The 12,229-nt window shown below is 69.4% G+C and carries 9 protein-coding genes; 2 read left to right on the top strand and 7 right to left on the bottom strand.

The annotated features are described in order from the left end of the window. A complete protein-coding gene (locus ACFPJ1_RS14590) occupies positions 1-1,419 on the bottom strand; it encodes a hypothetical protein (RefSeq protein WP_380104150.1) in 1,419 nt (472 codons plus the stop codon). 101 nt (positions 1,420-1,520) lie between these two features. Further along, a complete protein-coding gene (locus ACFPJ1_RS14585) occupies positions 1,521-2,408 on the bottom strand; it encodes a MurR/RpiR family transcriptional regulator (RefSeq protein WP_380104149.1) in 888 nt (295 codons plus the stop codon). A gap of 270 nt (positions 2,409-2,678) precedes the next feature. Here ACFPJ1_RS14585 and ACFPJ1_RS14580 point away from each other — a divergent pair, with 270 nt between their 5' ends. Beyond that, a complete protein-coding gene (locus tag ACFPJ1_RS14580; protein WP_380104148.1) occupies positions 2,679-4,391 on the top strand; it encodes an HNH endonuclease signature motif containing protein in 1,713 nt (570 codons plus the stop codon). An 860-nt stretch (positions 4,392-5,251) separates the two neighbouring features. Here the strand turns inward: ACFPJ1_RS14580 and ACFPJ1_RS14575 are convergent. From ACFPJ1_RS14575 to ACFPJ1_RS14555, 5 genes are all read right to left on the bottom strand, one after another. Beyond that, entirely contained in the window at positions 5,252-6,223 is a 972-nt protein-coding gene (locus ACFPJ1_RS14575) for a co-chaperone YbbN (RefSeq protein WP_380104147.1), read from the bottom strand. A 34-nt stretch (positions 6,224-6,257) separates the two neighbouring features. Then, positions 6,258-8,090: an NAD-binding protein gene (locus ACFPJ1_RS14570; protein ID WP_380104146.1), complete on the bottom strand. Its 1,833-nt coding sequence runs from the start codon at positions 8,088-8,090 to the stop codon at positions 6,258-6,260. Beyond that, on the bottom strand, positions 8,011-9,684 hold the full coding sequence (locus ACFPJ1_RS14565) for an acyl-CoA mutase large subunit family protein (protein ID WP_380104145.1): 1,674 nt from the start codon (positions 9,682-9,684) through the stop codon (positions 8,011-8,013). Before ACFPJ1_RS14565 ends, ACFPJ1_RS14570 begins: the two co-directional genes overlap by 80 nt. Positions 9,685-9,796: 112 nt before the next feature. Beyond that, positions 9,797-11,179, bottom strand: a complete 1,383-nt coding sequence (locus tag ACFPJ1_RS14560) for a M14 family zinc carboxypeptidase (protein WP_380104144.1) — start codon at positions 11,177-11,179, stop codon at positions 9,797-9,799. An 8-nt stretch (positions 11,180-11,187) separates the two neighbouring features. After that, a complete protein-coding gene (locus ACFPJ1_RS14555) occupies positions 11,188-11,691 on the bottom strand; it encodes a MarR family winged helix-turn-helix transcriptional regulator (RefSeq protein ID WP_132190867.1) in 504 nt (167 codons plus the stop codon). Between the two features lie 61 nt (positions 11,692-11,752). Between ACFPJ1_RS14555 and ACFPJ1_RS14550 the strand changes: the two genes are divergently transcribed. Beyond that, a complete protein-coding gene (locus ACFPJ1_RS14550; protein WP_380104143.1) occupies positions 11,753-12,196 on the top strand; it encodes a DUF4231 domain-containing protein in 444 nt (147 codons plus the stop codon). The last annotated feature ends 33 nt before the right edge of the window (positions 12,197-12,229 follow it).

The following is a 12,229-nucleotide window of genomic DNA, read 5'->3' as shown; positions in this document are numbered from 1 at the left end:
TTACTTCACCTTGAGCCGGAGCAGGGTGGCAGCGCCGGGCGCGAGGTTCACCGGTACGTCGCTGCCGCGTTGCGCGCCGAACTGCTTCGAGATCGCCTGGAACACCTCGACTCCGTAGACCTTGGCCGGGTCGACCGTCACCGTCGCGCGGGTGCTGGCGCTGTGAGACCGGTTCGCCACCAGCAGCCAGCGATCCTTGACCGCGGTGTCGCGGCTGCGGAAGGTGCCCACGACAACTGGTTGCCCGGAGATCCCGGTGACCAGCTCCGTCGGGGCGAAGCCGACTGTCCCGTTCGGCAACGGCGTCTCGTTGGCATGCACGACCGACTCGGACACCAACGGCTTGAGCTCGCGTCCGACCTGGTGGAGCCAGGTGGTGTTGATCTTCTTGGCCGCGGCGTACCGGCTGGTGCGCTTGCCGTCCACAGTGATCAGCGCCGGGCCGAATCCCTCGCCGCGCGCGGCCTCCGGAGTCCAGTAGGTGAAGTACTGGATGCCCTTGGCGCCGTAGGCGAGGCTGACGTTGACCTGCCAGAGCAGCTCAGCCGCGGTCGGCTCGCGATGCCCGTTGTACGCGAGGGTCTGGATGAACACCCACGCCGGTACGTCGCCTCGCAGGGCGGCATCCCGCACGATCGCCCAGTTGTGGAAGTAGTTCGCGTCCTCGCGGCCCTCGGAGAGCAACGGGTACCGGTCGAACGAGACGAGCGACGGCTTCACCACGTCGACGAAGTCCCGGTAGTAGTTCGGGTCGTCCGACGGGAACAGGTTGATGTAGGGCAGCAACTGTGGCGCGAGCTCCCGCGAGACTTCCAGCGTCTTCGCGAGCGTGCCGAACCAGCCCGGTCCGGGCTCGTCGTAGAAGTTGAACCCGGCCAGCGACGAGAACGGGCCGTAGGCATCCCTGGCCCGGGTGTAGAACTCGCGCGCCTCGGCCGGCGTGATGGTGAGGAAGTCGGCCGGGTTGTCGGAGATGGCGAACCAGCGCGACATGTTGCGGATCTGGATGTCGTCCGAGATCAGCATCTGCAACCCGGCATCACGCGCCAGACCGAGCTGGTACTGGAAGATGTTGCCGTCACCCGCGTAGTTGCCCGAGATGACGAAGTCGAACCCGGCCTCGGCGATCTCGGTGAAGCGCTCCGGCGTACTGGCGTAGGGATGTGGCGGCCAGAACAGTCCGACCGGGAACTCCGGGCCGCCGGTCAGCGGCAGGGTGTCGGGCGATGGGATCGCGGCAGCCTGATTGCCTGCAGCAACGTTAGCGGCCAAGGCGTCGGTTGAAGCTGCTGCGGTGCCGGCGGTAGCTGCTGCGGTGCCGGCAGTGGCACCGGCTGCTGCCAGCGAGGCGGCGGTTGCGCCGGCGCCGAGTAGCAGGGTGCGGCGGCTGGGGCCGAGGATCCGGTGGGGGCTTTGCATGGTTCTCCTCCAAGGGCGGGTCGAGGGAGTTTCTGCTGAGGTGTTGCACTGGCTCTGGCTCTGGCTCTGGCTATGGCTATGGCTATGGCTATGGCTATGGCTCAGTTGGCGCGCCTGGTGCGGTGGTTGGCGACTGCGTCGGCGGTGACGTCGAAGGCCTGTTCGGCCAAGAGGTAGTCGCGCTGCGCGACCCCGAGGTAGATCGCGTCGAGCACGATCATCTGGGCGTGCCGCCCGGCCATCCCGCCGGTTCGGAAGGTGACGTCCCGGGCGGCCGTGACCAGCACGATGTCCGCGGCCCGCGCCAACGGCGACCGCGGATAGTTGGTGATGGCAACAGTCCGGGCTCCTTGCCGCCCGGCCCGCTGCAGAGGTTCCAGTACTTCGATCGTCTCGCCGCTGTGCGAGATGCCGAGAGCGACATCCCCCGCACCGAGCAAGGCGGCACTCGTGAGCGCGTTGTGTACATCGCTCCAGCAGTTCGCGCCACGCCCGATCCGGTGCAACCGCAGCCGCAGATCCTCCGCGACACAGGCGGATCCGGCCACGGAGTACAGGTCGATCCGCCGGGCATCGGAGATCGCCCGGACCGCTTCGCCGAGAGCGTCGACGTCGAGGGCAGCGACGGTGTCCTCGAGCGCCCGGGTGTCGGCCCGCAGCAAAGTGCGAAGCACCTCCCCGAGGCTGTCGTCCGGCCCGACCTCGGACCCAGTCCCCCGCTCCCAACTCGTACTGCTACGACCGCTCTCGGCAGCCAACGTCAGCCGCAGCTCGGCGTACCCACTGAGCCCGAGTGCAAGACAGAACCGAGTGACACTCGGCAAGGACGTGCCGCACCGAGCCGCAAGCTCCCCGATCGTCGACGACGCCACCGCACCCGGATCACGCAGTACCTCGTTCGCAACCCGAACCTGCGCTGGGCTCAACGCCGGCAACAACCCATGGATACGCGCCTCGAGACTCGGCGGCGGCGACTCCACAACACTCACGTGAATGATTCTCAGAACTAATCACCCTGACTGTCAATAGTTCACAGCAACCGGACCTCGATCGGGCATCATTCGGACCTCCACCGGACCCGATTCCACCGACCAGGCTCGATACCATCCCACTCGCGCACGGCCCGTGGCTGCGTCAGGTTGTGGACAACTTGGCCGGATCCGATGCCTGCATCGAGTTTCGGTCAATCTTCGGGATCCCTTGTAAATAAGGGCCTTCCGGACCGGAAACTGTCTGCGGCGGTGTCTAGAGTCTCGGGTATGGAGATCTTGGGTGAGCGGCCGGTGTGGTCGATGAGCGACAGCGAGCAGCTGGCGGCTCTCGATGCCTTGCAGGCTGAGATCTCCCGGTTGCAGACCTACCGCCTGCAGGTTCTGGCCGCGTACGACGCCACTGGCCACGCCGCCACCCTCGGTGCCGGTGACACCGCTCGCCTGCTGGCGTTTCGGCACCGCCTCGACCCCGGTGTGATCAAGCGTGACCTGGCTCTGGCCAAGGCCCTCAAGAAGTACCCCGCCGTGGCCGACGCCCTCCCACCGGTCAACGCCGACCCCGAGCCCGCCACCGACACCGACGGCGTGGACGCCGACGGCGGCGACACAGCTGCCGATGCCGGTACGGGTGTGGGGGTGGTGTTGTCGCCGGCGCAGGCCGCGGCGATCGTGGCCGAACTGGAGAACGTCCCCAAGACCGTCGCGGTCGAGGACCTGGCCGTCGCCGAGGAACAACTCGTCGCCCTGGGCCGCCACTTCAACCCCTCGGAACTGCGCAAGGCCGCCCGCCGGGCCCGGGACCTGCTGGACGCCGACGGCCCTGCGCCGGAAGAGGACAAGGCCTACGCCCGCGAAGAGCTACGGGTCAGGACCGCGGACCGGGGGGTGAAGTTCAGCGGCTACCTGGCCAACGAGAACGCCGAACTGTTCCAGGCCCTGATCCTCGATGGTTCCAAGCCCCGCAAGACCGTCACCGGCGAGCTCGACCCGCGCGGCCCCGACAAGCGCCGCGCCGACGCCCTCACCGACGTCCTCAACGTCGCCTCCAACGCCATCACAGCAGCCAGCCCGCGCACGCCAGCCGACACCGACCAGGCAACCCTCACCGCAACCGGCAACGACGACGGTGCAAGCAGCACGGGCAATGGTGCCCGGACTGGTGCTTCCGCGAGCGGTGCCGCGGCGGAGGCCGGGCACGGCCCGAAAGCGCACATCACGATCACCATCGACCTCAAAGACCTCACCGACGCAGGCGCCCACGCGGTCGGCACCCTGGTCCACGGCGAGGGGCTGTCCGCCGGCGCGATCCGGCGGCTGGCGTGCGAGGCCCAGATCATCCCGATCGTGCTCGGCGCCAACTCCGAACCCCTCGACGTCGCCATGGCCCAGCGCTTCGTCAACCGCGCCATGCGCCGCGCCCTCAACGCCCGCGACAAAGGCTGCGTCGTCTGCAAAGCACCACCCATCTTCTGCGACGCCCACCACCTCATCTCCTGGATCGACCACGGCCCCACCGCCCTGACCAACCTGGTCCTGCTGTGCCGCCGCCACCACATCGACACCCACCACGGCCACTGGCACATCACCCTCCACCACGGCACCGTCACCGTCGCCAGACCCGCCTGGGCCGACCCCAGCACCACCCGAACCCGCTACCGCACACCCACCACCAGCCACGGCGGCACCGCGGCGTCCGGCCCTGCCCGGAACCGCACCCAGAACCCGGCACACACCACCACCGCCACCCCCGAGAACAACCACGCCGCACAGTTCGACCCCTGGTGCGACACCGACCCGCCCGATCCAGGATCCAGCAGCCAGACCCGTCCACCCGGCGACCCGACCCCAGGTCACAGGGCGCTGCACCACGCCAACCCGCCAGCGGCCACCACCGCCGATGGCCGGGATCGGGATCGGCGCCCTCCCGTCACGCGCTCCACAGAGCCCAGGACAGGACCGCCATGCGCCCGACCGGGCTGAGTTGCCGGCACCCAGACGACGATCCGATGCGCGATGGTCGGCAAGTCCGGCTCGGGTAACGATCCCACCACGCAGCGCACCTCGCGCGGACAGGGCAACCGAAGATCACGCCACGCCGGGCGAAGCTGTCGAGCGCCCCGCCCGCCCCTCCGGCCAGCATTGCGGATCTCCTCGACTGACTGACCCGCACCACGGATCCACCTGCCCGGCCGACCCGCACCGCGGATTCGGACAGCCGACCGACCCACACCTTGGATCCACCCGCCCACCTGACCGACCCGCACCACGGATCCACCCGCCCGGCCGACCCGCACCGCGGATCCGGACAGCCGACCGACCCCACGCCACGGATCCACCCGCCCACCTGACCGACCCGCACCACGGATCCACCCGCCCGGCCGACCCGCACCACGGATCCACCCGCCCGGCCGACCCGCACCGCGGATCCGGACAGCCGACCGACCCCACGCCACGGATCCACCTGCCCGCCTGACCGACCCCACGCCACGGATCCACCCGCCCGCCTGACCGACCCGCACCACCGATCCACCTGCCCGGCCGACCCGTACCGCGGATCCGCACAGCCGACCGACCCACACCACGGATCCAGCCGTCTGACTGATCTACCTGCGGGGGCGGCTCGGCGGTCCCATCTGCGCGGCTGCGCGCCTTCAAAAGCTGCACTTCGGGCTGGACACCTGATGGGACGCCTGCTTCTACACAGACGCCTGCTCCCCAGGCAAACGGAGCGGGTGGTGTTGAGGCGGTTGAACTCACCTCGACACCACCCGCCATGTCCGGCTACGCGGCGACCGGCGAGCCGCGTAGTACGGCTACTCCCGGTGGGAGCTCCAGGTGCGTCAGAACAGCGCGGCCATTAGCTTGCGGCGGGCCTTGACCACGCGGTCGTCGTCGGCGCCGACCACCTCGAACAGCTCGAGCAGGTGGAGCCGGACGGTGTCCCGCTCGTCGCCCGAGGTCAGCTGGATCGTCTTGATCAGCCGGTTGAACGCGTCCTCGACGTGACCGCCCATCAGGTCCACGTCGGCGACGAGTTGCTGCGCCTCGATGTCGGTCGGATTCTCCGCCGCCCGGGTGCGTACCTCGGCCGGTACGTCCCGGGTCCGCTTCACCAGTTGGACGCGGGCCAGCCCGGCCTTCGCCTCGGCGTCGTTCGGGGTCTCCCTGAGCAGCGTCTCGTATGCCGCGATCGCGCCGTCCAGGTCACCCGCGCCGACGGCGTTCTCGGCCGCCTCGTACCGCGGGTCCGGCTCGGGCTCGGCCTCCTCGGCGGGGCCTGCCGGGCCGACCGGGTCAGTGCGGCCGGTGATGCCGTTGGCGACCGCGACGGTCAGCAACTGGTCGACGTACTGGCGCGCTTCGGCCTCGGCGACGGATCCCTGGAAGAGCGGGACCACCTGACCGCGCAGTACGGCGATCACCAGCGGCACCGTCTGGACGCCGACCGCCTGGGCTAGCTGAGGGTTCGTGTCGATGTCGATCCGGGTCAGCAGGAACTTGCCGCCGTACTCGGTGGAGAGCCTGACCAGCACCGGGCTGAGCGCGAGCGACGCCTCCGAGCGCGGCGACCAGAACTCGACGAGTACCGGGACCTGGATCGAGCGCTCGATGACGTCGGCCTGGAAGGTCGGCTCGGTCACGTTCAGCACGTACGGTCCGCCGGCGGGGGCACCGCCCGGCGGGACTCCGGGAGCGCCCGGCGCGCTGGGGCCACCGGGACCGCTCGGTCCACCGGGCCGCGGCGGCGCGGGTGGGTTGCGCAGGGACGACAGGTCGATCGCCCCGGGACGGGAGAAGTTTGGCTGGCTCACCGCTGTCCTCGCATTCCGAGCTCACTACGAACGTTCATGGGTCCATCCTCTCCGACGGCTCCGAACGGTGCGGAGCGCGGGTCGCCAGCAGCAGTCTCGCCAGCCCGCTCCGGGTGCCGGCGACAGCGATCCGGGTGCCCGGCCGGAGCGTCTTGTCGAACGCCGGGGACCAATCCCACTTGCTGTCCTCCTGCCGGGCGAGCACCCGCAGACCGCCGGTTTCGTCCAGTTCGCCGAGGCGCTTGCCGACCGCGACGGAGTTCCGCTCGACCGAGACCTCGGTGAGCAGCAGCACCCGCCGACCGGCCGGAACGGTCGCCTGACTGCGCCGGTTCGCGACCGCGGCGGCGATCGCCGGCGCTACCAGCATCGACACGGACCGGCTGTGCCCGAGACCGAGCTGCCGCTCGACCCGCTGGGCCAGGTCGTGGTCGAACATCCGCATCGTGATCCGGGCGTCCGGGTTCAGCTGCCGGACCACCATCGCGGACTCGAGATTGGTGATGTCGCCGTTCGTGATCGCCAGCACCGCCTGGCAGCGTTGCACACCGGCCGACCGCAGGGTCTCCTCGTTCGCGCTGTCCCCGATGATCACCGGGATCCGCAACCGATGAGCCGTCTGTACTCCGGGGGCGTCGTCGTCCTGCTCGACGCCGACCACGGCGACCCCGCGCTCGGCCAGGATCTCCAGCACCCGGGCCCCGACCGTACCGAGTCCGCAGACGACCACGTGGTTCCTCGGCCGGCCGCGGACCCCGCCGATCACCCGGGACAGCCGGGCCCCGATCAGCGAGTCGACGATCACCGCGGTCAGCAGCGCCATCAGCACGATCCCGGTCAGCTGGACCACGACCCCGGCCACCTTCGCCCACGGATCGGCGTTCGAGAACTTGTCGTCCTCGATCCCGGCCGAGGTGACCGCGCCGGCGGCCAGGTAGAGAGCGCGGAGCCAGTCGATGTTCGCGATCCAGTGGGTCAGCGCGGTGCCGACCGCCACCAGTCCGGCCATCACCGCCACGATGATGCGGACCCGCCGGTCGAACACGTCGCGGGTCGCCATCAACCAGCCGGCCCGGCGGACGTCCTTGGTGCGCCAGACGCTGCGGATGCCGGTACCGAGGACGATGTCGCCGGCCGGGTCCGAGCTCTCGGTGGGCAGCAGTTCGGGCGTCGCCGACGAGGTGGTGTCGGCGAGCACGATCAGGTGCGGATCGCGGATCAGGTCGGCCGGGCCCGCCACCATCCGGCGGCCGCCCACCTCGACCCAGGTCAGCTCGTCGTCCTCCAGCGCGTCCGCGACGAAGGCCGGCGCCGCGAGCGACGGGCCCGAGATCACCACGCAGTCGCCCAGCAGGCTGTGCAGCTGACCGCCGAGGCGCGGGTTGACCATCTGTACGACGATCCGCAGATTCGGGTCCATGTCGCGAGCGGTCAGCGCGGTATGCACGTTGCGAACGTCATCGGCGTCCAGCAGCACGAGCGCCCGGGCACTGGACGGATCGTCGCCGTCGGCATCGATTCCAGCCCTGCGCAGGATCGCCTCGCTGACCACCCGGACGCCCATCACGTGTGCGCCGAGCTCACCGATTCGTTCGAAGTGCCGCGAGGCCGGGTTGACGATCGCGGTGACGTGCTCGCCGGAGTCGACCAGTTCGGTGACCACCCGGAGCATGGTGCGGTCGGACCCGCAGACCACCACGCCCCGGCCGTCCGGCCGCTGGGTCCCGCGCTGCGGCTGCCGGCCGCGGCGCCTCCCCGGTGGTGGTGGGGAGGCCTCCGCCTCGTCCTCAGAAGCGGGCGGGCTCTCGGTACTCGCCCCACTCGTCCCGAAGAACGTGACAGATTTCCCCCATCGTGGCCTCCGCACGCGCCGCCTCCAGCATGGGTTCGATCAGGCTGCCGGTCCCTCTGGATGCCTCGACCAGCGCGGTCAGCCTACGACGCACCTGGTCCTCGTCGCGCTGAACCTTGCGCGCCGCCAGTACCCGGCACTGCTCGATCTCCACCTCGTGGCTGACCCGGAGGATCTCCAGCTCACCGGCGACGGTGTCGGTCTGGGTGTTCACGCCGACGATCTTCTTCTCGCCCTTCTCCAGCTTCTGCTGGTATTCAAAGGCTGCGTCCGCGATTTCGGCCATGAACCAGCCGTCCTCGATCCCGCGCAGGATGCCCCCGGTCATCGTGTCGTCCGGGCTCATCTCCTTGATCCGGGCAAAGATCTCCTCCGCCTCGGCCTCGATCCTGTCGGTCAGCGCCTCGACGTACCACGAACCGCCGAGCGGGTCGGCGACGTTGGTGACGCCGATCTCCTCCATCAGCACCGACTGGGTCCGCAGCGCGATCTCGGCCGACTGATCGGTCGGCAGTGCGAGCGTCTCGTCGAGCGCGTTGGTGTGCAGCGAGTTGGTGCCACCGAGGACCGCGGCGAGCGCCTCGACCGCGGTACGGACGACGTTGAGCGTCGGCTGCTGGGCGGTCAGCGAGACGCCCGCGGTCTGGGTGTGGAAGCGGAGCCACTGCGCCTTGTCCGTCTTCGCGCCGTACTCGTCACGCAGCCAGCGGGCCCAGATCCGGCGGCTGGCCCGGAACTTCGCGATCTCCTCGAAGAAGTCCAGGTGGCTGTCGAAGAAGAACGACAGCCCGGGCGCGAAGGTGTCGATGTCGAGCCCCCGGCTGAGGCCGAGCTCGACGTACCCGAAGCCATCCGCGAGCGTGTAGGCCAGCTCCTGTGCGGCCGTCGACCCGGCCTCGCGGATGTGGTACCCCGAGACGCTGAGCGGCTTGTACGCCGGGATGTTGGCGGCGCAGTACTCCATCAGGTCGCCGATCAGGCGCAGGTGTGGCTCCGGCGGGAACAGCCACTCCTTCTGGGCGATGTACTCCTTGAAGATGTCGGTCTGCAGGGTGCCGTTCAGCTTGGTGATGTCGGCGCCCTGGCGCTCGGCGGCGACCAGGTACATCACGAAGGCCGGCACCGCGGGCCCGGAGATCGTCATCGAGGTGGTGACGTCCTGCAGCGGGATGCCGTTGAACAGCCGGTCCATGTCGGCCGCGCTGTCGATCGCGACGCCGCAGTGACCGACCTCGCCGAGCGACTTCGGGTCGTCGGAGTCGCGGCCCATCAACGTCGGCATGTCGAACGCGACGGACAACCCGCCACCGCCGGAGTTGAGGATCATCTTGTACCGCTCGTTGGTGTCCTCGGCGTTGCCGAAACCGGCGAACTGACGGATCGTCCAGGTCCGGCCGCGGTACCCGGTCGCGTAGAGGCCGCGGGTGAACGGGAACTCCCCCGGCCAGCCGATCCGATCCATCCGTGGGTCGTCGAACCCCTCGGGCGGCCCGTAGACAGGCTCCACCTCGGTACCGGACAACGTGGTGAAGTCCGCCTCACGCCGCCGCGACGCGTCGTACCGCTGCTGCCACCGGCTCCGGCCGGTCGCGATCTGTTCGGCATCCATCAGTCAGACCTCCTCGGGATTGGCCCCAAAATACTAGGACGTCCAACTATTTCCTACCCCGGGGTGCCACCAGCTTTCTTGCAAGCGGTAAAACGAGGCCGCGGCCTGAACGTCAGACACCCTCCCGCCGTACTGCGTTCAGCAGCGCGAAGGTGGCGGCGTACTGGACACCGACGAGGTGGTTGATCGGGACCCGGTGCAGCTCTGGTTCGAGGGTCAGCGCCTCGTCCTGCCAGACGCGGTAGAGGGCACGCAGTCGCTTGGCGAGCGGATGGAGTTCCGCTGCCGCGCTGCCCCGGGCGATCTCGCCGTCGATCGCGCGCACCAGCATCCCGCCGTACCGGAGCCGGAAGGAGCGGTGGATGTCGCGCAGGCCGAACGCCTCCGAGACGGTCGCCAGTCGCGCCGGGTCCTCCTGCTCGGCCCGGCGCCGATCCCGGTCCGGCCGCTTGCCCAGGTACGGCAGGAAGGCGGCGGTGGCACGGACGAACTGCGAGTCGTCCGACAGGTGAGCCCGGGCTGCCTCGAAGATCTCGACGAGGGCGGTGATGTCCTGCTCCAACCCGTCAGCGGCCTCGATCAGTACGTCGCGATACGCCACGTCGCTCGGCGTTCGATCGTCCGCCGCCGGATGGGTCCAGTACGGCAGCTCCGCCACCAGGCTCACCGTCCCGTACCGCTCCGCGTACTCCGCGGACGACCCACCCGAGCTCGAGTAGGGCGTCATCCCCAGGCTCTCGGAGTAGTCGTACGTCGCCTTGGCCGAGATCATCTCGTAGACGGCCGGGCCGAGCGGGCGGGCGACCGGGGTCTCGGGCTCACCGAGGTCAAGCGGGAGATCGAAAGCCGCGGCGATCTCGTGCAGCTCTTCGACGAACCCGTCCAGGTCCCGGGTGACGTAGTAGTAGACGCCGCCGAGCTCGGTGTTGTGCAGGGACACCGCGACCTTCGGTTTCAGCTCGTCGATCACCCGCATCAGGGCGAACGCCTCGGGCATCACGTTGTCGAAGTACGCCTGCTTGTACTGGAACGGGAACGACCACTCGACCTGCTCGGCCGGGGCCGGGCGGTAGAAGTTGGCGAGGTAGTGCACCCGGTCCCACGGGCCGTCGAACCAGCCCTCGTTGAGGCGGGTGCCGTCGGGGTCGATGCAGCCGATGATGTTCCACCGGCAGCCGGCCCGCAGTATGTCGTCGGCGCAGAGGTCCTCGGCCAGCTGGATCGCGGTCCAGAAGCCGATCGGCTCGTTCGGGTGCACCCCGGCATACACGAGGGCTTCGTCGGGGCCGGAGCCGATCGAGTACATGGTGATCGGCTCGCCGAGTCGCGACGTTCCGATCCTGCGGGCGGTGACCAGGTCGGGATGCCGGCCGGCGAGGTCGGCGAGGCGGGCGTTGATCTCGTCGACGCCGGGGAAGTGGTCGAGGTCGGGAACGCGGCGGGCCCGCTCCAGGATCACCTGGAGCGGACTGCCGCTGGTCGGCCGGGCGCGCAACTGGGTCTCTAGCTGAAATCGCCGGCGGTGTGGCGGAGGGGCTGGAGGACGGACCACAGCATCTTGAGCTGCTCGTCGGTGAGGCCGCGGAGGGCGAAGTCGGCCTCGACGAGGTCGGCGGTGGCTCGTTCGACCAGCTCGCGGCCCTCGGTGGTGATCTCGCACAGCACCGCGCGGCCGTCGTCCGGGTGCGGCGTACGGGTCACCAGCCCGGCAGCCTCCAGCCGACGGACGATCGAGGTGACGGAGGTCGGGTGCACCTGCAGGCGCTCCCCCATCTTGCCCAGCGGCAGCGACCCCCGCCGCGAGAACGTGAGCAACACCAAAGCCTCGAACCGCGCGAAGGTCAGCCCGTGCTTCTTGAGGATCTCGTCAAGCTCACCGATGACGATCTGCTGCGCCCGCATCAACGACGTGACGGCGCGCATCTGCTCGACGGCACCCCAGCGCCGCCCCCACTGCCGCGACGCCTCGTCGATCGGATCGAACGGCAACGGTTTCTTCCTCGCCATGCCGGAAGGTTAGCCGCCCGTCCGGCTAACCTTCGCCAACCGGCACTTCGAGCGAGGGGCCATGGCGAGCGACGAGCAGGACTTCCCCCGCCTGGCGGGCGACTCACCCGCCGAGCAGCTGATCAACATCCGCTTCCACTGGTACAGCTCCCAGGCTCGCAAGGCACGGCTCGCCTACTGGGGGATCGGGATCCTCCAGCTCATCGCCGCGCTGCTGATCGCCGTGTCCGTGGCGTTCGACGCTCCCAAGTGGTTCGCCCCGGCGCTCGGCGCACTGATCGCACTCGCGGAAGGTGTCCGCACCTTGCTGGGGCTCCAGGACAGCTACCCCACGTACCGGCGGACGGCTGAGGAACTGCGGAACGAGGCGTGGCTCTTCGCCCAGCAGGCAGGCCGGTACGCCGGTGCCGCCGACCGTCCGCAGCTCCTAGCCGAGCGGGTGGTCGCCATCAGCAACACCGAGACCGAGCATTGGGTCGGCGCCTTCAATCAGCGCGACTCTTGATCGACTGGCTGAAACTGTCGGCGGGTAGTGCCA

The organism is Kribbella qitaiheensis (genome assembly GCF_042657745.1).
GTDB lineage: Bacteria > Actinomycetota > Actinomycetes > Propionibacteriales > Kribbellaceae > Kribbella > Kribbella qitaiheensis.
This window is presented reverse-complemented; position numbering and strand designations above follow the sequence as displayed.

Excerpts from the sequence above, each read along its gene's own strand:
- ACFPJ1_RS14580 (WP_380104148.1), top strand. The coding sequence starts at position 2,679 with ATGGAGATCTTGGGTGAGCGGCCGGTGTGGTCGATGAGCGACAGCGAG.
- ACFPJ1_RS14550 (WP_380104143.1), top strand. The coding sequence starts at position 11,753 with ATGGCGAGCGACGAGCAGGACTTCCCCCGCCTGGCGGGCGACTCACCC.
- ACFPJ1_RS14555 (WP_132190867.1), bottom strand. The coding sequence starts at position 11,691 with ATGGCGAGGAAGAAACCGTTGCCGTTCGATCCGATCGACGAGGCGTCG.
- ACFPJ1_RS14590 (WP_380104150.1), bottom strand. The coding sequence starts at position 1,419 with ATGCAAAGCCCCCACCGGATCCTCGGCCCCAGCCGCCGCACCCTGCTA.
- ACFPJ1_RS14565 (WP_380104145.1), bottom strand. The coding sequence starts at position 9,684 with ATGGATGCCGAACAGATCGCGACCGGCCGGAGCCGGTGGCAGCAGCGG.